At 43.3% G+C, this 26,297-nt stretch carries 11 protein-coding genes; 5 read left to right on the plus strand and 6 right to left on the minus strand.

The window, feature by feature from the left end; genetic code table 11:
- Positions 1-8: 8 nt before the first annotated feature.
- From ACO05G_RS04925 to ACO05G_RS04935, 3 genes are all read left to right on the plus strand, one after another.
- Positions 9-1,985 (plus strand): OmpA family protein, encoded by a 1,977-nt coding sequence (locus ACO05G_RS04925; protein ID WP_421764957.1) that lies wholly within the window; start codon positions 9-11, stop codon positions 1,983-1,985.
- Between the two features lie 120 nt (positions 1,986-2,105).
- Positions 2,106-18,956 (plus strand): Ig-like domain-containing protein, encoded by a 16,851-nt coding sequence (locus ACO05G_RS04930; RefSeq protein ID WP_421764958.1) that lies wholly within the window; start codon positions 2,106-2,108, stop codon positions 18,954-18,956.
- A gap of 144 nt (positions 18,957-19,100) precedes the next feature.
- Positions 19,101-20,006, plus strand: a complete 906-nt coding sequence (locus tag ACO05G_RS04935; protein WP_421764959.1) for a type IX secretion system membrane protein PorP/SprF — start codon at positions 19,101-19,103, stop codon at positions 20,004-20,006.
- 16 nt (positions 20,007-20,022) lie between these two features.
- On the opposite strand, the gene ACO05G_RS04940 is transcribed toward ACO05G_RS04935, so the two are convergent.
- Both ACO05G_RS04940 and ACO05G_RS04945 read right to left on the minus strand, forming a co-directional pair.
- A complete protein-coding gene (locus tag ACO05G_RS04940; RefSeq protein ID WP_421764960.1) occupies positions 20,023-20,397 on the minus strand; it encodes a hypothetical protein in 375 nt (124 codons plus the stop codon).
- A 27-nt stretch (positions 20,398-20,424) separates the two neighbouring features.
- A complete protein-coding gene (locus ACO05G_RS04945; protein WP_421764961.1) occupies positions 20,425-20,745 on the minus strand; it encodes a tetratricopeptide repeat protein in 321 nt (106 codons plus the stop codon).
- Between the two features lie 276 nt (positions 20,746-21,021).
- On the opposite strand from ACO05G_RS04945, the gene ACO05G_RS04950 reads away from it, so the two are divergent.
- Positions 21,022-21,417, plus strand: coding sequence for a DoxX family membrane protein (locus ACO05G_RS04950; RefSeq protein ID WP_421764962.1), 396 nt, complete (start codon positions 21,022-21,024; stop codon positions 21,415-21,417).
- Entirely contained in the window at positions 21,417-21,941 is a 525-nt protein-coding gene (locus ACO05G_RS04955; RefSeq protein WP_421764963.1) for a GNAT family N-acetyltransferase, read from the plus strand. The genes ACO05G_RS04950 and ACO05G_RS04955 overlap by 1 nt, the downstream gene beginning before the upstream one ends.
- Here the strand turns inward: ACO05G_RS04955 and ACO05G_RS04960 are convergent.
- From ACO05G_RS04960 to ACO05G_RS04975, 4 genes are all read right to left on the minus strand, one after another.
- The gene (locus tag ACO05G_RS04960) at positions 21,938-23,269 is read right to left on the minus strand and encodes a hypothetical protein (RefSeq protein ID WP_421764964.1); all 1,332 of its coding nucleotides are present in this window, start codon (positions 23,267-23,269) and stop codon (positions 21,938-21,940) included. The genes ACO05G_RS04955 and ACO05G_RS04960 overlap by 4 nt on opposite strands.
- Before the next feature lies 1 nt (position 23,270).
- Complete coding sequence (locus tag ACO05G_RS04965) at positions 23,271-24,176, minus strand: MoxR family ATPase (RefSeq protein ID WP_348282759.1); 906 nt, start codon at positions 24,174-24,176, stop codon at positions 23,271-23,273.
- Positions 24,177-24,193: 17 nt separating this feature from the next.
- Complete coding sequence (locus tag ACO05G_RS04970; RefSeq protein ID WP_421764965.1) at positions 24,194-24,832, minus strand: transglutaminase-like domain-containing protein; 639 nt, start codon at positions 24,830-24,832, stop codon at positions 24,194-24,196.
- 139 nt (positions 24,833-24,971) lie between these two features.
- Positions 24,972-26,132, minus strand: coding sequence for a methionine aminotransferase (locus tag ACO05G_RS04975; protein WP_421764966.1), 1,161 nt, complete (start codon positions 26,130-26,132; stop codon positions 24,972-24,974).
- Positions 26,133-26,297: the final 165 nt, after the last annotated feature.

Below are 26,297 nucleotides of genomic sequence, written 5' to 3' on the forward strand. Positions count from 1 at the left end.
TGTTTAATATGAGAGTTTTAATAACAATAATTGGTTTTTGGAGTGTTTTGCACCTTCAATCACAAACCATTACTTTCAGTAGCACAACTGCAGCAGATGCTGCATTTGAAAATTACTCATATGCCCGTGCAGTAGAACTCTATAAAGCCAGCCTTGAGTCCACTGAAGACAGCCTGTATCTATTACAACAGCTTGGTCTATGCTTTCAAAACATGAACGATACCAAAAAAGCTGAAATGTATTTTTCGATGGTTGTTTCATATCCAGAATCTCCTGCTGAGTATAGTTACTTCTACGCTCAGACCCTTGCCTCAAATAGTAAATACAATGAAGCTAAGGAGTGGTATAAAAATTATCAAAATAAGGTAAAGGACGATCCCAGAGCAGCAGACAAGTTGAAAGCTTTGGAAAACTTGAACAGCTTCTTTTCCGATAGCGCAAAATTCGAAATTAAGCGCATGGAATTCAATTCACCAGGGCTGGATTTTAGTCCTGCCATCTATCAGAATGGGGTTGTGTTTGCGTCCTCAAGGCCTACTGGTAATTCGTGGATAAAAACTAATTTCAACTGGGATGAATCTCGATTTCTTGATCTTTATCAGGCAAAACCAAATGCTGATAATGCAGAGTTATTTATCGATCACATCCAAACCAAGTATCATGAAGGACCGCTTGCTTTTTATGAGAATGAACAAAAAGTGGTTTTTACCAGAAATAATGTTCAGGGGAAAAGACTAAAAAAGGACGGTGAAGGTGTAACAAGGCTAAAGCTATTCTTTGCTGAGAGTGATGGCAAAGGAGGATGGAAAAATATTCAACCCTTTGAATACAACAGTGACGATTATTCCGTAGGTCATCCTGCAATCAATGAAAATGGTACGGTAATGATATTTTCATCAGATATGGAAGGTAGTTTGGGTCAGTCAGACTTGTATATTGTGTTTAGAGAAGGTGATAAATGGACAAAACCAAAAAACCTTGGATCGAAGGTAAATACTGCAGGGAAGGAAATGTTTCCTTCCTTAGTCTCAAATAACCTATATTTTGCTTCAGATGGGAGAGGCGGCCTTGGTGGTCTGGATGTTTTTGAGGCAAATCTCAATCGGGTTTATGATGTTATCAAGGTTAATAACATTGGCTATCCAATCAATAGTAGCAAAGACGATTTTGGATTAGTTTCCAATGACAACTTCAGGTCTGGATACTTTACTTCAGCAAGAATAGATTCATTAAAGGATGATATCTATTATTTTGAACGAGATTACTATCAATTAAGGGGAGTGGTATTAAATGCAGTTAGTCGAGAACCTATTCAGGGTGCAGATGTATTCATTCAATCTGAAAATGACAATCAGTTTTACAGAAGATCAGCATTAGACGGCAGTTTCCTGGTAGAAGATATTGAACCGATGAGTTGGGAAGTATCCGGAGTTAAATATGAATACCAGAAATCAGCGATTAAAAAACTCAACATTGAAGAAGATAAAGCTGAGTACCAAATTGAAATTCTATTATCACCACACGAAAAGTTCCCTGTTGATCTTCCTGCTCCGTTAGAAGAGTACCTAAAAGTAGTTTCTGTAGAATCACTAACAAATGATGCCAGCACAGGTTATGTTGTAGATGGAGACACCTTATCTGTAAATCCCATCTATTATGATTTTGACAAATCTGAATTAAGAGTAGAGGGGAAAGAAGAGCTTGATAATTTGATAAGGATTATGAATAAATATCCAAACCTGATTATCGGTTTGTTCTCTCATACGGATATACAAGGAAATGAAAAGTACAACTTAATACTGTCGCAAAGAAGAGCAAATGCGGCAGCAGATTATTTGATTGAAAATGGCATTCACCCTGAATTGATTCAGCCAACCGGCAAGGGTGAATCTACACCAGCCATTGATTGCTCTGACTGTACCATCGAAATACACCAAAAAAATCGAAGAACGGAGTTTGTAATAGTGGGGGTGAAAAATGAATAAAATCTTCACCTAGATTTTACGTCCGTTCAACGAAAAGTATGGCCTCAAAGCCGAAAATATAATTATTTATTATGCATGCATAATAAATTACGCAATTACTAAGAAATACAACAGTTATATATGAGAAAATTAAGCTTAGTCGTATCTATTCTAGTTGGATTGTTCAGCTCATTAATTTCCAATGCGCAATTGGATACCAAACACTTCATTCCTCCAATGTATGCGAGAGCCAATGCAGCTACTGATGGTGTTTTCTTATTGTTGAGTACCCCACAGACCACAGCTTTTGATGTCACAGTAACAGATGGTGCTGGCAACCTGCTATATACACAATCGATCAGTAGATCTTCTCCTGCATCAATAAACCTGGGTACTGGCACGGGTACCGAGTTTTTGGTACCAGCAGGAAACCTCGCCACTGCGGTTAGCACTGGAGAGGGACTAATTCTAAGTGCTAATAAGGCCTTTTTTGCAAGTATTAGGGTGTTAGCCGGAGCTCAGGCTGCCTCGCTTACTTCTAAAGGTACAGCAGGCCTGGGAACAGAATTCAGATCAGGACACCTCTACAATGTTAGCGCCTCAACTAATAATAAAGCGCATGTTATCAGCTTCATGGCAACAGAAGATGACACCAATATTACTATTTCAGACTTTGGAGATGTGGACTTTGAAGGAGTCGCTCAAGCTGTAGAGGATTCAGGTTCAATCCCAATAATGCTAAGCGCTGGTGAATCCTATGTTTTAGCAGCATTTGCAAATAGCTCCACTGATGGGCCAGGAAATACCGATGGTACTGCTAATTTGAATGATGTCAATGGCACTAGAATTACTTCTGACAAGCCGATAGCGGTGAATTCAGGGTCGTGGCTAGGAGGATCACCACCCCTTAATGGGTCTGGAGGTACTCAGGCAGGTAGAGATATTGGTATGGACCAGATCGCCTCACTGGAGGAGACGGGTTTTGAATACATTTTGGTTAAGGGAGAGGGTGAGAGTAGTGAAAATGTGATCGTTGTTTCATCAATAGATAATACGGAAGTATTTCTGAATGGCAGCACCACCCCAATCATTGTGAATGCCGGTGATTATCACAGATTTACAACTGCCGATTACACAGCCAATAACAATATGTTGATTCAATCCAATCAACCTGTTTATGTGTACCAGGGGCTTAATGGATTCACACCAACAGGAAGTACCTATAACGAGCGACAACAAGGTATGAACTTCATTCCTCCAATTGTTTGTCTTGGAGGTACCAATGTGGATATTTCTGATGTTACCCAACTAGGAGCCGCAGTGCTTCAAATCATTGCCGAAACTGGTGAAACGGTGGAAGTGACTATGGGAGGAACAGTATATGATATTACTTCGGAGGCACAAACGGTAACCGGGAATTCGGATTATGTCACTTATAAAATTAAAGATCTTGGTCCTTCTAATATATTGCTGACCGGGGACATTACGGTTGAGAGCCCAAGACCACTTCGAGTAGCATTAGCAAATGCATTCGATAACTATGGAGCAGCGGGATTCTTTTCCGGATTTACCACTTCCCCTGTTGTAGAGACTCCTAATGGCTATAATTCAACTACATGTATTCCTGAAAACCTTCCAGTTGTTCTTACGGCTGCTGGTTTCGATTCTTACCAATGGTATCGAGATGGTATCAAATTGAATGGTGAAACCAACGCCAGTATATCCGTAAACAGCCCAGGCCAGTATACTGCTGCTGGTTCAATCTCAGGATGTGAGTCATCAGAACAATCGTTTTCTCTGGATATTGAACTTTGCCCAGCAGATGTCGGTATTGCAAAAAATGAAGTAGCCGTTGATAATGTAACAGGTTCAATTTTCGATGTTACTTATGATCTTGTTGTCGAAAATTTCAGCTCGACCAATGATGCAGATAACATGCAAATCATTGAAGATATTACAGCAGGACTCCCATCGGGAGCTACCGCTTCACTTCAAATAGCTCCACAAGTGATAAATGGTTCATTCTCTCAGGGAGGATTGAATCCATCTTTTGATGGCGATGCTGTAACCCAAATGTTACTTACATCTACAGAGACAAAAATTGATGTTTCTACAAGTGTAACGATCCGCTTTGTGGTTAGGATTGATATGACATCAGCTACAGCACCTACTTATCAAAATCAGGCAGTTGTATCCATCAAAAATGTTGGACCCAATGATGGTAGCAACCCGGATGAACAAGATTTTTCTACTGATGGAACAGATCCGGACCCAGATGGAGATGGCGATCCAACCGAATCAGGTGAAAATGATATTACCGAGACATGTGTAAGTAATACAACTATTCAGTATGACTCACCTACCTACTACACCACGGGAAGTGATCCTACACCTCAAATCATTGGATTTTCCGGAGGCGATTTCTCTGCGCCTGGTGAAGTTACCATTGATCCTACTGATGGAACTATTGACCTTTCTGCATCCATTGTTGGAACTTACGAAATAACTTATTCATTCGGTGGATTATGCTCGGATGTAACAACAATAACGATAGAGCTAAACCCACCAGCCGAACCTACAGTGGTAGCGCAAACTACCAATACCCTGACACCTACTATCACTGGTTCAGCAGCATTGGAAGTAGGTGAGACATTATTTGTAACTGTCAATAGCCAAATATACGAGCTTGGAGTGGATCCTGAATTGACAATTAGTGGCACCACATGGTCGCTGGCAGTACCAGGAGGTGTGATTACGACAGATGGCACATACAATGTAGATGCAGTGATTGATGATGGGGCAGGAGGCGCTACACCGGATACCACCAGTAGTGAATTGGTGATAGATGTTACCAGTCCATCAGTTGTTATTTCAGGTCAGCCAACGATTGTCAATAATACTAATCCGTACACTGTTACTTTAACCTTTGATGAGGATGTGTTCGGTTTTGACATTACGGATGTAGCAATCGGTAATGGATCAGCATCAAATTTTGTGAAGGTTAATAACCAAACGTACACGGTAGAGGTGACCCCAAATGGTACAGGTGATATTACTGTTGATGTAGCAGCTGGATCTGCACAGGATATTGCCGGAAACACCAACACAGCGGCGACTCAGGTTTCAACTATATACGATGATGTTCCGCCTGCTACTCCAACTTCAGACTCACAAATTACAAATAATACGAGCCCTACAATAACAGGGAGCACAGGGACAGGTGCCGCTTTATTGGCTGGTGAAACAATGACAGTGACTGTAAACGGTGCAACTTACTCTGTCACACCAGTTGCCGATGGATCCTGGAGCATTGATTTGGCGTTAGCAACTCCCACCAGCGGAACACTTGGAACATTTACTGAGGGAGATTATGAGATCAACACTCAGGTAACCGACTCAGCAGGTAATGTGGCAACTGATACTTCTTCAAATGAATTAACTATCGATACTTCAGCACCCACAGTGCCAATAGTAGACGCTCAAACTACCAACGACACCAGTCCGGTTATTACCGGATCGACAGGAACAGGAGCAGCTTTACCGGCTGGCGAAACCATGACTGTCGAGGTGAACGGAGCAACGTATTCGGTGACTCCAGATGCCAGTGGAAATTGGTCTGTGAATGTTGAAACAGCCACTCCAGATAGCGGGGCATTGGGCACTTTTATCGATGGCATCTCATATGATGTTATTGTAACAGTTGAAGATGCCGCAGGAAATAGTATCACAGATGCTACTAGTAAGGAATTAACCATTGATACGACAGCCCCAGCAGCTCCTACGGTTGTAAGTAGTTCAGAGTGTGTAGGAACAGACCCGGTGATTAACGGGACATCAGGAACAGGTGCAGCTCTAAATGCAGGAGAGACGATGCAGGTGGTAGTAAATGGAGCAACATATAACGTAACACCTGATGCAAGTGGCAATTGGTCGATTGATACGGGTACCGATACTCCAGCTAGTGGTGCATTAGGTACTTTCTCGGGAGGAATGGATTATACCGTCAATGCTACGGTCGCTGATGGTGCATCTAATGAGTCTTCAGCGTCTGGTACATTAAGTGTTATCGCAATTCCTAGCGTGAGTTTAGTAAGCGCTTCAGATCCCACTACATGTAGTGGCACGGACGGAAAAATCAATTTAAGCTTTACAAATGTTCCGAACGGAACTTATACCATCAATTATTTAGATGGAGGGGCTGTTTCTCAGTCCATTAATAACGTATCAGTAACATCTGGTGCAGCAACATTAACGGTTGCCGAAGGAACTTATAATGATATAAGCATTTCCGTGGCAGGATGTCCATCTACAGGAAATGTTGATGTCGTATTGAATGATCCATTAATACCGACTATTGCCATTAGTGGAAGCACTAACCCAACGCAATGCGGAGGAAATGGAAGCATCGACCTGGCCTTCACGAATGTAGCGGACGGTAATTATACGATTAGCTACGCTACAGGAACATTTACCAATGTGAGCATATCTTCCAATACTGCTACATTGTCTGTAGGGGAAGGTACTTACAATGATTTTAGCATTACTACTGGTGGTTGTACTTCTACTGAAGATCCTGATGTTACTTTAACTGATCCTACTCCTCCATCAATCGCCCATGTGCAAACAGTTGATCCAACAACATGTTCAGGTACAGATGGTTATGTTGAAATAAGTGGGCTTTCAGCTTCAACAACATATGCTGTTGATTATACTTTTGAAGGCACAGCAGTAGCTGTGTCATTAACTACTGATGTTTCAGGTAATATTCAGATTAGTGGATTAGGATCCGGCGATGTTACCAATATTTCTGTTGAAGAAACTTCATGTAATTCCAATATTCTAACAGGCCCATTCACACTAACAGATCCGGTTACAGCAACAATCACATTTTCCACAAGTTCAGATCCAACATCTTGCGCCGGGTCGGATGGACAAATTGTATTAGATGGACTTGAAAATAGCCTTAACTACTCTCTGACATACAAAAAAGATGGTGCTACTGTAGCTGTTAATCCAGTCACATCAGAAGCTGACGGAACGTTGATTATTGGTGGGTTAACAGATGGAAATTATACCGATTTTCAGGTAACGAAAAATGGTTGTGTTTCAAATCTCATAGACGGACCATTTGCACTCGCAGATCCAACACCTCCTACCATTTCATCAACAGTAGGCACAGATCCATCCACTTGCGCTACAACAGACGGAAATATTGATCTGAACGGACTGAATGATGCAGACACCTATGATGTATCTTATACCAATGGGGGGGCTACAACCACGATAGCCGGGGTTAATTCAACTGGCGGAACGTACATTATCACAGGACTTTCAGCGGGTACATATACCAATATAAGTGTTCTGGAACAAAGCACTGGATGTCAATCTAATATTATTCCTTCTCTGGTACTCAACCCACCAGATATTGCCCTGGGAACAACATCAGATCCTACCACTTGTAATGGGACAGATGGCTCCATTCAAATAACCGGATTGGCAGCCAGTACAGCCTACGACTTAGATTATGATCTGGATGGATCTGCTGCTACAACTACAACCATCACATCAGATGCCGACGGAGAATACAACATTACCGGGTTAACGGATGGAAATTATACGAACCTGACGGTTACAAACAGTGGGTGTACATCTAACGCTCTATCAATAGCACTTACAGATCCAACAGCTCCTACCATAGCATTAGGTACTCCCGTCGATCCAACTACTTGCGGTGGTTCGGACGGGAGCATTCAAATTACAGGATTAAGTGCATCGCAGAGCTACATTATTAGATATTTCACAACAAGTACAATCTCTCAGACGTTGGTTGCTGATGGTTCTGGTAATATTACCATAACTGGACTGTCTGCTGGAGCTCACATTTCTATAACAGCTACTGAGAATAATTGTACTTCAAACTCATTATCCACCACATTAAATGATCCACCTTCACCCACCATAACATTAGGAACTAATCCCGAAGTATGTTTTGGTGAGACAAACGCCCAATTAACCTATTCAGCAACTACAAATTCGCCTGCCAAATATCAGCTGGATTTTGATGCTACAGCTGAGGGAGAAGGATTTGTGGATGTGTTGAATGCAACGTTACCTGCTAGCCCTATCAACATAAGCGTTCCGGCTGGTGCGACTCCTGCTGCCTATAACGCGACATTAAAGATTATTAATACCACAACAGGATGTGAAGGAGATTATCCAATCACTATTACGGTAAATGCATTGCCATCCACACCAACGATTGATTTCCAGACAACCAATTCAACCACGCCAACCATCGCAGGGTCGGGTGATAATGGTAACACCGTTGAGGTAGTTGTAGCTGGTGCAACCTTCAACACGACAGTTTCCGGGGCTTCCTGGTCAGTGGATACTTCTGCGCCTCCTACCTCAGGATCATTTGCTCCAAATACCAATGGAATTAATGAGGTGAGCGTGAGGGTAAGTGATGGAACATGTGAAAATGTCGATACGAGCACTGGAGAATTGATCATTGATACGACCGACCCTGCAATTCCGACAGTTGTGAGCCAGGTCACAAGCGATACATCTCCAATCATAAGAGGAACAGCAGAAGCTGGAAGCACAGTTGAATTTACAATTGGTGGAGCTACTTTCTCGATTGTTACAGACGGATTGGGTAATTGGTCGGTCAATACAGAAACCGTTACTCCCGCAAGTGGATCCTTTAGCGCCTTGGCAGATGGAACATATGATGTTGCCATAACATCTACTGATGAAGCAAACAATGCGACGGCAGATGTTACCGTAGACGAATTGGTTATTGATACGACTCCTCCAGCAGCTCCTACGATAACAAGTCAGTCTACCAATGATACAACACCAATAATTGAAGGAACTGCTGAGCCAGGAAGTACAGTGGAGGTTACCATTGGTGGTGCCACTTTTACTGTAATAGCTGATGGTTCTGGAGATTGGACAGTAGATACCGAGACAGCAACACCTACAAGTGGTACATTTAGTGCATTAATAGAGGGTACATACGATGTGAGCGTTACCTCTACTGATGATGCAGGTAACAGCACATCTGATATAACGACGGATGAGTTGGTTATTGATCTGACTCCTCCGACCACCCCGACGGTGGTTAGCCAGACGACCAATGATACGAATCCAGTAGTTACCGGCACGACGGGGACCGGTGCAGCATTACCAGCCGGAGAGACGATGACGGTGACGATCAATGGCGGGACCTTTAATGTGGTACCAGATGCGATCGGCAACTGGAGTGTAGACACCTCTGTAGCTGCGGATGCAGGCACGACGGGCACGTTTGTAGACGGCACGACCTACCAGGTGGTAGCCACGGTGACGGATGCAGCGGGCAACACGGCGACAGACGCCACGACGAACGAATTAGTGATTGACCGAACCGATCCGACCACCCCGACGGTGGTTAGCCAGACGACCAATGATACGAATCCAGTAGTTACCGGCACGACGGGGACCGGTGCAGCATTACCAGCCGGAGAGACGATGACGGTGACGATCAATGGCGGGACCTATAATGTGGTACCAGATGCGATCGGCAACTGGAGTGTAGACACCTCTGTAGCTGCGGATGCAGGCACGACGGGCACGTTTGTAGACGGCACGACCTACCAGGTGGTAGCCACGGTGACGGATGCAGCGGGCAACACGGCGACAGACGCCACGACGAACGAATTAGTGATTGACCGAACCGATCCGACCACCCCGACGGTGGTTAGCCAGACGACCAATGATACGAATCCAGTAGTTGCCGGCACGACGGGGACCGGTGCAGCATTACCAGCCGGAGAGACGATGACGGTGACGATCAATGGCGGGACCTATAATGTGGTACCAGATGCGATCGGCAACTGGAGTGTAGACACCTCTGTAGCTGCGGATGCAGGCACGACGGGCACGTTTGTAGACGGCACGACCTACCAGGTGGTAGCCACGGTGACGGATGCAGCGGGCAACACGGCGACAGACGCCACGACGAACGAATTAGTGATTGACCGAACCGATCCGACCACCCCGACGGTGGTTAGCCAGACGACCAATGATACGAATCCAGTAGTTACCGGCACGACGGGGACCGGTGCAGCATTACCAGCCGGAGAGACGATGACGGTGACGATCAATGGCGGGACTTACAATGTGGTACCAGATGCGAGCGGCAACTGGAGTGTAGACACCTCTGTAGCTGCGGATGCAGGCACGACGGGCACGTTTGTAGACGGCACGACCTACCAGGTGGTAGCCACGGTGACGGATGCAGCGGGCAACACGGCGACAGACGCCACGACGAACGAATTAGTGATTGACCGAACCGATCCGACCACCCCGACGGTGGTTAGCCAGACGACCAATGATACGAATCCAGTAGTTACCGGCACGACGGGGACCGGTGCAGCATTACCAGCCGGAGAGACGATGACGGTGACGATCAATGGCGGGACCTATAATGTGGTACCAGATGCGATCGGCAACTGGAGTGTAGACACCTCTGTAGCTGCGGATGCAGGCACGACGGGCACGTTTGTAGACGGCACGACCTACCAGGTGGTAGCCACGGTGACGGATGCAGCGGGCAACACGGCGACAGACGCCACGACGAACGAATTAGTGATCGATACAACAGCACCTGTTACGCCTACAGTGACAAGTCAAACTACAAATGACACCAGTCCAATAATAACAGGAACAGCTGAAGCAGGAAGCACAGTCGTATTCACTATAGGTGGAGCTACTTACAGTGTAGTAGCGGATGCGTCTGGTAACTGGTCTGTAGATACGGGCACAGCCACTCCGACAAGTGGGGCGTTTACGGCCTTATCTGAGGGAACTTATGATATCAGTATCACCTCCACGGATGCAGCAGGCAACTCCACTTCAGATGTCACTACAGATGAGTTGGTAATAGATACAACAGCACCTGCTACACCAACTGTGACGAGTCAAACTACAAATGACACCAGTCCAATAATAACAGGAACAGCTGAAGCAGGAAGCACAGTCGTATTCACTATAGGTGGAGCTACTTACAGTGTAGTAGCGGATGCGTCTGGTAACTGGTCTGTAGATACGGGCACAGCCACTCCGACGAGTGGGGCGTTTACGGCCTTATCTGAGGGAACTTATGATATCAGTATCACCTCCACGGATGCAGCAGGCAACTCCACTTCAGATGTCACTACAGATGAGCTAGTAATCGATACAACAGAACCTGCTACACCAACTGTGACGAGTCAAACTACGAATGACACAAGTCCAATAATAACAGGAACAGCCGAGGCAGGAAGCACGGTCACAGTGGTGATTAATGGAGTAACCTTTGAGGCGACCGCAGATGGGAGTGGAGATTGGAGTATCAATACTGAAACAGACACCCCTACCGCTGGAGGACCATTTACAGATTTAGGTGAGGGCACCTACGATGTAAGTGTTACCTCAACTGATGAAGCAGGAAACAGCTCTTCAGATGCTACAACCGATGAGCTAGTAATTGATACGACATCTCCTGCAGTTCCGACAATAACAACTCAGACAACCAATGATCAATCACCGATACTTGAGGGTACAGCCGAGGCAGGAAGCACGGTTACAGTGGTGATTAATGGAGTAACCTTTGAGACGACAGCCGATGGCAGTGGCAACTGGAGTATCGATACTGGAACAGATACTCCAACTGCAGGCGGACCGTTTACTGATCTTGGCGAAGGAACTTATGATATCAGTATCACCTCCACGGATGCAGCAGCCAACTCCACTTCAGATGTCACTACAGATGAGTTGGTAATAGATACAACAGCACCTGTTACGCCTACAGTGACAAGTCAAACTACGAATGACACCAGTCCAATAATAACAGGAACAGCTGAAGCAGGAAGCACAGTCGTATTCACTATAGGTGGAGCTACTTACAGTGTAGTAGCGGATGCGTCTGGTAACTGGTCTGTAGATACGGGCACAGCCACTCCGACAAGTGGGGCGTTTACGGCCTTATCTGAGGGAACTTATGATATCAGTATCACCTCCACGGATGCAGCAGGCAACTCCACTTCAGATGTCACTACAGATGAGTTGGTAATAGATACAACAGCACCTGCTACACCAACTGTGACGAGTCAAACTACAAATGACACCAGTCCAATAATAACAGGAACAGCTGAAGCAGGAAGCACAGTCGTATTCACTATAGGTGGAGCTACTTACAGTGTAGTAGCGGATGCGTCTGGTAACTGGTCTGTAGATACGGGCACAGCCACTCCGACGAGTGGGGCGTTTACGGCCTTATCTGAGGGAACTTATGATATCAGTATCACCTCCACGGATGCAGCAGGCAACTCCACTTCAGATGTCACTACAGATGAGCTAGTAATCGATACAACAGAACCTGCTACACCAACTGTGACGAGTCAAACTACGAATGACACAAGTCCAATAATAACAGGAACAGCCGAGGCAGGAAGCACGGTCACAGTGGTGATTAATGGAGTAACCTTTGAGGCGACCGCAGATGGGAGTGGAGATTGGAGTATCAATACTGAAACAGACACCCCTACCGCTGGAGGACCATTTACAGATTTAGGTGAGGGCACCTACGATGTAAGTGTTACCTCAACTGATGAAGCAGGAAACAGCTCTTCAGATGCTACAACCGATGAGCTAGTAATTGATACGACATCTCCTGCAGTTCCGACAATAACAACTCAGACAACCAATGATCAATCACCGATACTTGAGGGTACAGCCGAGGCAGGAAGCACGGTTACAGTGGTGATTAATGGAGTAACCTTTGAGACGACAGCCGATGGCAGTGGCAACTGGAGTATCGATACTGGAACAGATACTCCAACTGCAGGCGGACCGTTTACTGATCTTGGCGAAGGAACTTATGATATCAGTATCACCTCCACGGATGCAGCAGCCAACTCCACTTCAGATGTCACTACAGATGAGTTGGTAATAGATACAACAGCACCTGTTACGCCTACAGTGACAAGTCAAACTACGAATGACACCAGTCCAATAATAACAGGGACAGCTGAAGCAGGAAGCACAGTCGTATTCACTATAGGTGGAGCTACTTACAGTGTAGTGGCGGATGCGTCTGGTAACTGGTCCGTAGATACGGGCACAGCCACTCCGACGAGTGGGGCGTTTACGGCCTTATCTGAGGGAACTTATGATATCAGTATCACCTCCACGGATGCAGCAGGCAACTCCACTTTAGATGTCACTACAGATGAGTTGGTAATAGATACAACAGCACCTGTTACACCTACAGTGACGAGTCAAACTACGAATGACACGAGTCCAATAATAACAGGAACAGCTGAAGCAGGAAGTACAGTCACAGTAGTAGTGGGAGGAGCTACTTACATTGTAACAGCAGATGGAAGCGGCAATTGGACTGTCAATACTGAAGTTCTAACACCAACATCAGGAACATTTAATCCAGATGTTAATGGAACAAATGAGGTATCGGTAACAAGTGCCGATTCGGCTGGGAACTCGTCATCTGATGTTACTTCAGGTGAATTAATAATTGACACAACGGCCCCTGTTATTCCAACAGTAAATTCACTAACTACAAATGATGTGACTCCCGTTATTACCGGAACTGCTGAAGCTGGAAGTACGGTAACACTTGAAATAGGTGGAGCAACGTATGTGACAACAGCTGATGCTAGTGGAAATTGGTCGATAGACACTGAGACTGCCACTCCTTCCTCTGGTGTATTTAATCCTAATACAAACGGCCCTAATGAAGCAGTTGTAACCAGTACAGATGGAGTAGGAAATTCACGCACAGACACAACAACCGATGAAATAGTAATTGATACAACCGCTCCAGTTGTTCCTACAGTTAATTCTCAGATAACAAATGACACCACCCCGATCATTACTGGTACTACCGGGACGGGTAGTGCCTTACCATCCGGAGAAACTATGACAGTTACAGTTAATGGGGCAACTTATTCAGTAATTCCTGATGCTAGTGGAAACTGGAGTGTTAACACAGAAACAGATACACCAAGCAGTGGAACATTAGGAACATTTACCGATGGGTCTACTTATCAGGTCGTAGTTACTGTTACTGATTCAGTAGGAAACAGTTCCACAGATTCAACGACTGGTGAATTAGTAATAGATACTTCAGCACCTGCATCTCCAACAGTATCAAGTCAAGTTATATGTGATGGAGTTGATCCTATAATAACTGGCACCACAGGTACTGGGGCTGGATTAAATGCCAGTGAGACAATGACCCTTGAAATTAATGGAGCTACCTACACGGTTGTTCCAAATGCAAGTGGCGATTGGAGAGTGGATACCAGTACAGATACTCCGGCAAGTGGAACTTTAGGTGCATTTAATGGAGGTGTTACCTATGCTATTATTGCTGAGGTGTCTGATAGTGGTAGTAATACTTCATCTGCATCAGGTTCACTAGATATAGTGGCAATTCCAACAATTACTTTGGTAGAAAGCAATTCACCTACCACCTGTGGTGGATCTGATGGAAGCATTTCTTTGAGTTTCACGAATGTACCAAACGGATCCTACAGCCTGAATTATGTGGATGGAGCATTAGTATCACAGACTTTTTCGAATGTATCTGTTAATAGCGGAGCAGCGGTTATTTCAGGGCTGCCAGATGGGACGTACAATGATATCACGCTCGACATTTCAGGATGTGTTTCTACTGAAAATATTGATGTAATGCTAACTGATCCATTAATTCCGGCTATTACAGTTACCGGAAGTACAAATCCGGTGACATGCGGAGGAAATGGAACAATCTCTCTTTCCTTTACAAATGTTCCAAACGGATTGTATACAATAGATCACAACGCAGGATCATTCAGTAATGTCAGTGTGAATGGAGGAACCGCCACCATTCTGGCTACCGAAGGGACTTACACTGATCTGGGAATTACAGTTTCAGGATGTACTTCATTAGAAGATCCGGATGTTGTCATTTCGGATCCCTCAGCTGAGGTGATTGCTCTTGCAGCGGTAAATAACCCAACAACATGCTCTGGGACGGATGGAAGCATTGAACTTTCAGGACTGACAGCCTCAACCAATTATGTAGTTAATTATGAAAAAGATGGTACGTCAGTTTCCACTTCGATAACTTCTGATGGTAGCGGCATGATCCTTATAAATGGACTCAACGCTGGAGATTATACCAACATTAGTACATCAAAATCAGGTTGCACCTCAAATTCAATGGCTGGTCCAATTACGCTAAATGATCCTGCAGTACCAACCATATCAATTAACAGCACCACAAATGCCTCAACATGCGGAGGTTCAGATGGTGTCATATTGTTGGATGGATTGGAAGCCAGTACAACCTACACAGTGGAATATAAAGCCAATGGATCTGATGTAAGCACAAGCATCACCTCGTTATCGTCTGGTTTACTACCTATCTCTGGCTTATCGAATGGCAATTACACAGACATCCGTGTGACAAACAGTGGATGCGTTTCAAATCAAATTGATGGTCCGATCACAATAACAGACCCATCTCCTCCATCAATCAGTTCTTCATTTGGAACAGATCCTACTTCATGCGCTTCTGTGGATGGTAAAATTGAATTGAATGGATTTGTTGATAGTGAATCATATACGATATCCTTTGACAAGGATGGGAGCACAAATACACTTACAGGATTGACTTCTACTGGTGGCACCATTGAGATTAATGGTCTTAATTCCGGTAGCTATAAAAATGTTTTTGCAGTTCGTGAAAGTGACGGGTGTCAATCGAATATCATACCAAGTATTGTACTTAATCCACCGGACATTGAAGTTGGTATCGTAGTTAATCCAGCATCTTGTACCAGTGGAGATGGTTCGATTGAAATTATTGGTCTGGCTTCTAATACCCCATATGAACTTAATTTTAAATTAGATGGAGTAGATGCCTCAGCACTTAATATTACTTCAAACGCAGATGGAGAATATTTGATAGAAAACCTTCCGGCAGGGAGCTATACAGAGATAAACGTGACAAATAGTGGATGTGTGTCAAAAAATATAGCAGCAACACTAACTAACCCTTCATCTCCAACCATTACTTTAGGCACACTGACCGATCCGACTACTTGTGGAGGTGATGAAGGGTTCATTCAGCTGACCGGATTACAGGCCTCAACAAGTTATTCGGTAAGCTACACCAGAACATCTGCTGTAAGTACAACTATTGGATCAGACGGTGGAGGTAATCTTACTATTACTGGCTTGCAAGCAGGAACCTATTCCAATATTAGTGTTTCCTTGGGTGGCTGCAACTCCAATGTTATTGCAAGTGTCACCTTGAATGATCCTGTCGGACCTTCCATTACCATTGGAACCAATCCCGAAGTTTGTCGGGGAGAATCTTCTGCTGACTTAAGTTATTCAGGAACGACAGGATCACCTGATCTGTACAGCATTGATTTTGATGCGACTGCCGAAGCGCAAGGTTTTGTGGATATTTCGAACGCTTCCCTAGGTTCAAGCCCAATTTCATTAACTATCCCTGCAGCGGCCAGTGCAGCTACCTACAATGCTAGCATTACCGTTCAAAATTCGGGCTCAGGATGTTCAAGTAGTGCCAACTCCTTTGCAGTGGTGGTCAATGCATTGCCTGCTGTACCAACCGTGACTAATTTGATAACTAACGATACCTCACCAACCCTTACGGGAACAGCTGATGCAGGTAGTAACATTAGTGTAGTGGTAGGAGGAGCAACTTTTAACACGACTACTGATGGCAGTGGTAATTGGTCAGTTAACACTTCAGGAACCCCTGCAAGCGGAACATTTAGTCCAAATGTGAATGGAGTCAATGAAGTGGTTGTAACTGCTGATTTGGGTAGTTGCTCTTCAACTGATAATACCTCCAATGAATTGACTATCGATACGACTGATCCGGTTGTTCCTGTGGTGTTCAGTCAAATCACCAATGATACTACTCCAATCATCAGAGGTACTGCTGAACCAGGTAGCACGGTTACTGTCATAGTTGGAGGCGCTACCTATATAGTTACCGCTGATGCCAATGGAAACTGGAGTGTGAATACCGAAACAGCGACACCTGCTTCAGGTACATTTAATCCAAATATTGGTGGTGCCAATGAAGTACAAGTAACTGCAACAGATGCGGCTGGAAACAGCACATCTGATACAACATCTGATGAGCTAACTATCCTGGCGGGCGACTCTGATGGTGACGGTATTTTGGATTTTGATGAAGATGCTAACGGCGATGGAGATCCAACGAATGATGATTCCGATGGAGATGGAACTCCTGATTATTTAGATACAGATGATGATGGAGATGGTGTGGCTACAATTGATGAAGATATAGACGGTGATGGTGATCCAACGAATGATGATACAGACGGAGACGGTACCCCTGACTATTTAGATTCAGATGATGACGGAGACGGTATCCCAACAGAGGAAGAAGATGTAGATGGTGATGGTGATCCAGCGAATGACGATACAGATGGAGATGGTACACCGGATTATTTGGATAATGACGATGATGGAGACGGTATCCTTACCGAAGATGAAGACATTGATGGAGACGGTGATCCAACGAACGATGATAGTGATGGCGATGGCACTCCGGATTACATAGATGAGGATGACGATGGCGATGGTGTTACGACAGGAGATGAAGATGTTGATGGAGATGGTGATCCAACCAATGACGATACTGATGGTGATGGCACTCCAGATTATTTAGATACAGATGATGATGGTGATGGAGTATCTACTGAAGATGAAGATGTAGACGGAGATGGTGATCCTACTAATGACGATACCGATGGAGATGGCACACCTGATTACTTAGATGAAGATGATGATGGGGATGGTGTTTCAACAGAAGATGAAGGCACTGATGGAGACGGAGATCCGACTAATGATGACTGTGATTCTGACGGTACACCAAATTACTTAGATGCTGATCCTTGTGATTCCGATGGTGATGGAATTTTAGATAGTGATGAAGATAGTGATGGTGATGGTGATCCAAATAACGATGATTGTGATTCCGACGGTGTTCCAAATTACCTGGATTCAGATCCATGTGATTCAGATGGAGATGGAATTTTAGATAATGATGAGGATACGGATGGAGATGGTAACCCGTATAACGATGATTGCGATGGTGACGGTACTCCAAACTTCCAGGATAATGACTCATGCGACTCGGATGGAGATGGAGTTTTAGACGATGACGAGGATGCAGATGGAGACGGCAATCCATACAATGATGATTGTGATGGAGATGGTATTCCAAACTTCCAGGACTCAGATCCTTGTGATACGGATGGTGATGGGATTACAGATGATGATGAAGACACGGATGGAGACGGAAATCCATACAATGATGATTGTGATGGAGACGGAATTCCGAATTTCTTAGACACTGATCCATGTGATACGGATGGTGATGGAATAGATGATGATGAAGAGGATACTGATGGTGATGGTAATCCATACAGTGATGATTGCGACGAAGATGGTATTCCTAATTTCCAGGATCCGGATGTGTGTGATACCGATGGTGATGGAATTATAGATGAAGATGAAGACACAAATGACGATGGAGATTTGACCAATGACGATTGCGATGAAGATGGTATTCCAAATTATTTGGATCCTGATGTCTGCCTTAAGGTGACTCCAAGAAAAGGGTTTACGCCTGACGGTGATGGGGTAAATGATTTCTTCTATATCAATGATATCGAGTTATATCCAAATAATAATGTCCAGATTTATAACCGATGGGGAAATAAGGTCTTTGAAATTGATGGGTATGATAATCAGTCCAGAGTATGGTCCAGTGAGGTTACGAAAGGGCTCACATACGGTGAAAAAATAGTTCCGGATGGTACCTACTATTATTTGATTGATTTAGGTGATGGTAGCAAGCCGCTGGCAGGATTTGTAGTGGTGAATCGTTAAGTGCGGATATTTTAAAAAACGTGAGGATATCAAAAAGTGCAAACTGGTAAATACATGCGTTCGGCGTGTCAAAATACAGAACCATCGAATACTCTTAACAAGAGAGAAATTACGGTGTTTTTTTGCAAACAAAGTAACTGTAAAATGCAGGTAAGGGCTTTATTTCTATTTTTATTTATTGTCTCAATATGTCAGTTGCAAGCACAGCAACAGCCGATGTATACGCAATACATGTTTAACGGCTTAGCTATTAATCCCGCTTACGCTGGTAGTCATGAATCAATTAGTGCTACTGCTTTAGCGAGAATCCAATGGGTTGGGATAGAGGGCGCTCCAAGGTCTCAGACATTTTCAATTCATTCACCTATACCTAACAAAAACATTGGCTTAGGCGCATTTTTCTCGCATGATGAGCTGGGAGTTACAGAGCAAAACACCTTGTATCTATCCTATGCATACATGATGCAAACAGGATCGGGAACGCTTTCTTTTGGATTACAAGGGGGATTGCAATCAACAAGTATTAACTATGCAGATTTGGGATTAAATGATCAAAACCTCCAGTTAAGTGCAAGTGAAATGGCACCAAACTTCGGAGCTGGGTTGTTTTATGCCTCACAAAGATTTTACGCAGGAGCATCGATACCGGTATTATTGAATAAAGAAATATCCGGAATCAACAACTCTGATGTCTCTGCCAATCAAATAAGACACTTTTTTCTGACAGCAGGATATGTGTTTGACTTAACTCCTGTACTAAAACTAAAGCCAAGTGGATTAGTCAAATCCGTTTCGGGAGCACCCTTAGAGATGGATATCAATGCAAATCTGATAATCAATGATCGGGTTTGGTTTGGATTGTCATACCGTTCCTTTGACTCAATCAGTGCACTTTTTGATTTGCAGGTTAATCCGCAACTACGTTTTGGGTACGCATATGATTACACAACGACGGATTTAGGTCAGGCAAATTCCGGCTCGCATGAATTTATGCTTAACTATCGATTTGTCTTTTCGAAATCTAAGATTGTAACTCCTCGTTACTTTTAAATCGACTGCTTGATTTTTAATTAAATGGTATCAGGAAAGAAGGTGCCTGATATTTCTGAATTCTCCTTCTCCTTAAGTCGTTCTTTGGCATTAAAATCTTAGACTGAGGAACCTCATTTTTATCTCTTTTTGCAAAAGAATTAAATTTCAATTCTTTACTCTTAATCGATCCTTGCCTTATCGAGGCAGGTAGCAAGTATTTATCCATACTCATTATTCTTTCCGTATTAAAGCTCTCTTCATTGGCGTATGAGAGTATAATCTCATGTGGAGCCGAGAGCTCTCGTGTCATTTGACCTTTTGCCGTGAAGATCGACATTACATAGATCAATAGAATAATAGCGAATAGAAAAGTTGCTTCTAAAATTCTGTTTATAGTTCTCGTTTTCATGATCTTAAGGTTTTGATTTAGCTATTATTATTTTGGGATCACCGATCGATTTTTGCTTTTTTCCCAGTATGTCTTGGTATAGACTGGATCCAGACGCATCGCTTTTTGAACATCATTGGTATAGTTTTCGAATTGACCCGAAGCTCTGTAAGCTTTGGCTCGCTTCAGGTATCCAAGCACAGATGCAGGTCTATCCTCAATTGCTCTAGAGTAATGAGTGATGGATTCCTCTATATTTTGTTCATTGAATGCTCTATCCCCCTGTCGTATCCAATAATTAGCATCGAGCGCACTAAGATCAGCTGAAAAGAAAGACATTAAATGTAAAACTGTTATTGATAAAAGCATAGCTATATTATTTAATAGTATTACTATCATAAACGAATGTAAGTAACACTTGTTCGTTTTTTCGGATTAATAAAACTTATGGATATTATAAGTCAATATGATTGACTTCAATTGCTGCTGCGAGCTCAAAACCGGTGAAAAATGGCTGCCGGTAGTAGGATAGCCAAAGCCAGAATAAGAATGGAGTTTCTAAGCGCAGACGACATAAAACGAAGATAAAGATTTAGCTTAATTCTTCACTTTTTTAATAACTTGACTTCCTTATTTCTAAAACCTATGAAAACACTTCTACTCTCAGCACCCATTCTTTGCCTTGCTTTTCTGGCAATTCTTTTTTTACAATCCGGCCTTGACAAGGTCTTCAATTATAAGGGTAACAAAGAATGGCTATCGAGTCACTTTGCTAAAAGTCCACTCAAGAATACCGTAGCTCTTATGATGCCTTTAATTACCTTGTTAGAGGTATCCGCTGGTATATGTTCAGCAGTAGGAATTGTCTTCATTCTCATCGGTGAAGGTATTCAAATAGCTATGATAGGTGCTCAGTTAGCTACATTATCCATTCTCGCGCTTTTCTTCGGTCAACGAATCGCTCAGGATTATGCAGGGGCAGCTACTCTTACGACCTATTTCATCATCTGTATAATGACCATATATCTTCTTAGGGCTTAATGAACAGTGATCATAACGTTGAGATTACTATAGCTACCCCTGATATGTATGCAGAAATTGGCCAACTCATGGTCAATGTATATGCAAACCTTGATGGCTTTCCTGCTCAGGAGGAACAACCCAACTATTATGAAATGCTGGCCAACATCGGTGACTTTGCCAATAAGGAAAGTGTAGATCTATTAGTTGCCCAAAGTGAAGATAAAATTTTTGGGGCAGTGGTTTACATCGGTGATATGAAGGATTATGGTTCCGGTGGTACTGCAACTAGGGTCAAAGATGCTGCTGGCTTTAGGTTGCTGGCCGTGTCAAAAGAGGCAAGGGGTCTGGGCCTGGGTAGAAAACTTACGATCGCATGCATTGAAAAAGCTAAAATGCAAGGCTTACAGGAGATGATCATTCATACAACCGAGGCGATGAGGGTGGCTTGGGAGATGTACGAGAAAATGCGGTTTGAGCGTTCGGAGGATCTTGATTTTCTTCAAAGGGGCTTTCCGGTTTTCGGATTTAGATTGAAGCTTTAGCCCTCGGTGCTTTTGGAATTCATTTTTCTGACTGCACGTTCAATTCCATGAGGCGTAAGTGGAAACATAGGCACTAATTCTTTCATTACCTGAATGGTATACGTCCCAGGCCAATATTTTAATGGTTCCGGATTGAGCCAGACAGTTTTCTTAAACTTCTTGGCAATGGCCTGAATATTTCGAATACTCAGTGAACTCAATTCATATGGAGCCATTGCAGAATCTCCAATAAAGAAGACCCTGTAGTCTTTGTTGTGCATGAGTAGTTTGTCAATGGAGATGTAGGTAGATCGTCTCTCATCTATCCATACACGGTCGTACACAGTGTTGTGGAAGTAGTAAACTTCTAAGTCATGCGAAAAGCGCGTTTTCATTTTACGAAACAGCTGTTGCACACTCTTGACATATGGTGCCATCGAGTAGCCCCCATTATCTATCAGTACGATGATTTTGAGCTCCTCAAACTTCTCGCTTGTGAGCTCAGGTAGAAAAAGGCCTCCGCGCTTCAACCCGGATTTGATGGTATGAGGAATGTCAAGTTTTTCAATCGCACTCTCTTCGATTACCCCTTTAATGGATGCCAATGCTGCATCTACATTATTGTCATTTAATAATGCATCACGGTCTACTGGAAAATAGTTTTTGTCTCCAATGACCTTTCTGGCCATACGACCGCCACCTTGACCACCTACACGGATACCGTTTTTTGCTGCCCCTCCATGCCCGTATGGAGAGATTCCTCCGGTTCCTATCCAGTGACTACCACCGCTATGGTTAGTGCGCTGCTGATCTTTCACTTTTTCCATACGCTCAAGCAGTTCCTCCAGCGAAAGGTCAGAATAGTCGGCCATCTTATCAAGAACTCGTTCGGCTGGCTGACCATCAATATCTTGCGCATCTTCATCTTCAAGATCCGGGTTGTCTTTATCCCATAGCTCTTTTCCATTCACTACTTCTTTGATGTCATAACTGGTGAGGTGCACCTGATCCAGAAAGGTATTCACTAATTCTTCTTCTGACAGCTCTATCTCAATATCAGCTTCATCAACATAGCTGGTCTTCCATTTTTGGAACGTCTCGGATCGAAGTATTGCATTCTCGAGTGTTTGGCCCGGAGCAATAGGAACGGCCAGGAAGTATTCATAATATGCTTTGGTAAACGGTCCAATGTCTTCCGGCTCTTTGACAACAATACCCTTTAAAGTATTATGAAGATCTCCCAATGTTTTCACCAGTCCTTTCTGCATGGCTTTCCTCAGAATAAGCAGCGTACGAACGTCTGCTTTGAGGCTATGTTTTCGAAAGGATGCTGGTAGTGAGCTAAACATACTAATTCAAATAAGTTCCTAAATTATCTCCTGCACCAATCATTCGATTTACTCGCTCCATGTCTGCTTGCGTTTTAATCAGCGCACCCACACCTTCAAGTCCTTGTATCTTCTCAACTGCGTCCTTCGGAGATTTATCACTCATATACTTCAGCCAATTTAGCACTTCTCTTGTAGTTGGAGAGCGCTCCAATCCCAGTCTTCTTAAATGGTAAAAAACATCCAGAGCTACTTTCACTACCTTTTCATCAAGTTTCGGATGATGTTTTTCTACGATTTTCTCCATTACGTCCTTTTCAGGGAAATGAATGTAATGATAGATGCATCGGCCCTTAAAGGCGGTTGGTAACTCCTGTTCGCGGTTGGAAGTAATTACGATCGCTGGCATATCCTCCTCCGATACCTCAATCACTTCATTTGACTCTGGCATAATGAATTTGCGATGACTAAGTGCGTAAAGTAGATCGTTGGGAAACTCACGGGGAGCTTTATCTATTTCATCAATCAGCAACACAGAATTTGGCTTGCTATAGGCAATTGCTGCTGGTCCTTTCACCACATAATCACCCAGAGATTCTGGATTTCTATCGCCGGTGGAAAGTCTGCTTTCCAGTCCTTTTTCTTCACGTTGGGCATTGAGAATCTCAATTTGCGAATCCCTGAGGTACTTCACATGATCAAAACGTGCCACAAACTGTTCCACATTACTTTTCGATCCAACAGGATACACCTCCAGGTCAAGACCCCTGTCTTTGGCGTAATGGATCGGGAGTTCTGTCTTCCCTGTACCCGGCTCACCTTCTATCAGGAGAGGCATGCCTAAGGTTCGAGCCATATGAAAAGCTTGTGCTAGATCCGGATCACATAAGTATTTTTCGGAACCTGTCCAATGCGTAGTTTCTGCCATGTTATCAAAACTAATTATTACAGTTTAAGTTCACCTGCTTCATTGAGTAAGCGGTCAAGATTTGGATAGTTTTCTCTCATATTCGCTTCAATAAATTCAAAAGGAACGTCATCAAATGAGCCATAATCATCCAGATACTCCATAAACTCCTTTCCATCCTTATTGAATTCCTGAAAAATCGAATCTTCCTCGCCATTGAATTCCAATGGCTCAACACCTGTAAGTCTACACAGCTCCTGATTAAATGCGGGTGTTGCTTTCACCCATTTATCGTTCAAATAAACATCCACCATGCCGTGCGGTGTTAATTCGTTTGTACCAAATTTTTCTGTCAGTCGATCGACTGCAATGTGGTTTTTAACCTTTGCAAGATGCAGTTTTGCAGGAATTCCCAATCCGCGCAAACCTGCGATATATAGTACCGCTTTATCAATACAATGACCATGATCTTTTTTGGCGATGTAACTTGCTTTTAGCACATCTTTTCGGAAGACAATATCATAAGGATTGTATCTCCAGCCATCCCGTACCTTCAGGTAAAGCTGTCTGGCTTTTTCAATTTCTGAGAGGTCTGAATTCTTATACTCAACCACGAGCTCTTGAATAGCTGAGTGCTCATAGTCAAAGAAGTAAGTACGTTCTAAATTTTCAGTCATTATATTCTAAATATTATATTCCCCTCCTGGGAGGGGTAGGGGTGGGTATATATTAAAACTTATTCAAAAATGACCATTCCTTAGACCCACCTCTTTCTCTCCTCCAGGGAGGAGACTAAATGCGTCATTTTTGAATACTTCAACCCCTCAACTTCATTAATCGTTCTGCCGCCGCTTCTATGGTTTTTTCTTCTTTTGCGAAACACAGACGGATAACCTTATCGCCAGGGGGATTGGTATAAAACGGAGACATAGGGATAACTGCAACTCCAATTTCAGAAGTAAGGTATTTGGCGAATTCAAGGTCCGGCAGACTACTGACTTCTTCATAGCTATATGCTTGAAAATAAGTGCCTTTGGCAACTTTAGGAATCAATGGGGTTTCTGAAAGTAACGAATTCATCGTGTCTCTTTTCTTTTCAAAGAAAGAGGGAAGGTATTCGTAATTTTTTGGCTCAACGAGGTAATCTGCAATAGCAAACTGAACAAATGAGTTTGTGCAGAATACGTTCCATTGATGCACAGTTTTGAATTCATTAATTAAATATTCGGGACCTACAACATACCCCATTTTCCAGCCAGTGGCATGAAGTGTTTTCCCAAAAGAAAAGACAGCCATTGATTGATTGAACAATGTAGGAAATCGCATCACGCTTTGATGCTCCTCCCCATCATAGATCAAGTGTTCGTACACTTCATCGCTTAGTACAATTATATTGGTATCTTTTACAATGTTCTCTAACGACTGCATGTCTGTTTTAGTGAGAATAGTGCCACTCGGATTGTGAGGTGTATTAATAACGATCATTCGTGTTTTGTCATTCACCATGTCTTTGACTCTATTCCAGTCAATTTCATAATCCGGATAGGTCATTTGATAGGGCTTAACTGTCCCGCCCGCCAATTGCACCTGAGGTGTATAACAATCATAAGCAGGTTCAAAAATGATCACCTCATCTCCTGAATGAACAAAAGCCATTATAGCAGTATACAACGCTTGCGTGGCACCAGCAGTAATGCAAATTTGTGTATCTGGATTAATTGGCATTCCATAAAGCCGTTCCATTTTGGTGCTGAGCGTTTGATTGAGTTTGGGTAGTCCTGCCATTGGACAATACTGATTCTTACCTTCTGTGACGTATTTAGAAACAAGCTTTTTAAGCTTTTCATCGCATTCAAAATCAGGGAATCCTTGCCCAAGGTTGATCGCCTTATGTTCTGTGGCAAGCTTAGACATAATGGTGAAAATATTGGTACTTCCGGCTGGAAGTTTAGAGCTAATTGAAATGTTGTTTGACATACCTCAAAGGTAAACGCTTATCGTTGTTTTTGAGAATGGGATGGATAAGTCATCATCTTTATATTCCATGATCTGACATAGGTGTCGGTTGGTTGATCGATAAAGCATTATATTCTCTTTTTTTTCAGTTAAATTCCCCTATTTTACACTTAAGTAAACTAACCA

The organism is Ekhidna sp., from assembly GCF_965227465.1.
In the GTDB taxonomy this organism is placed as follows: Bacteria; Bacteroidota; Bacteroidia; order Cytophagales; family Cyclobacteriaceae; genus Ekhidna.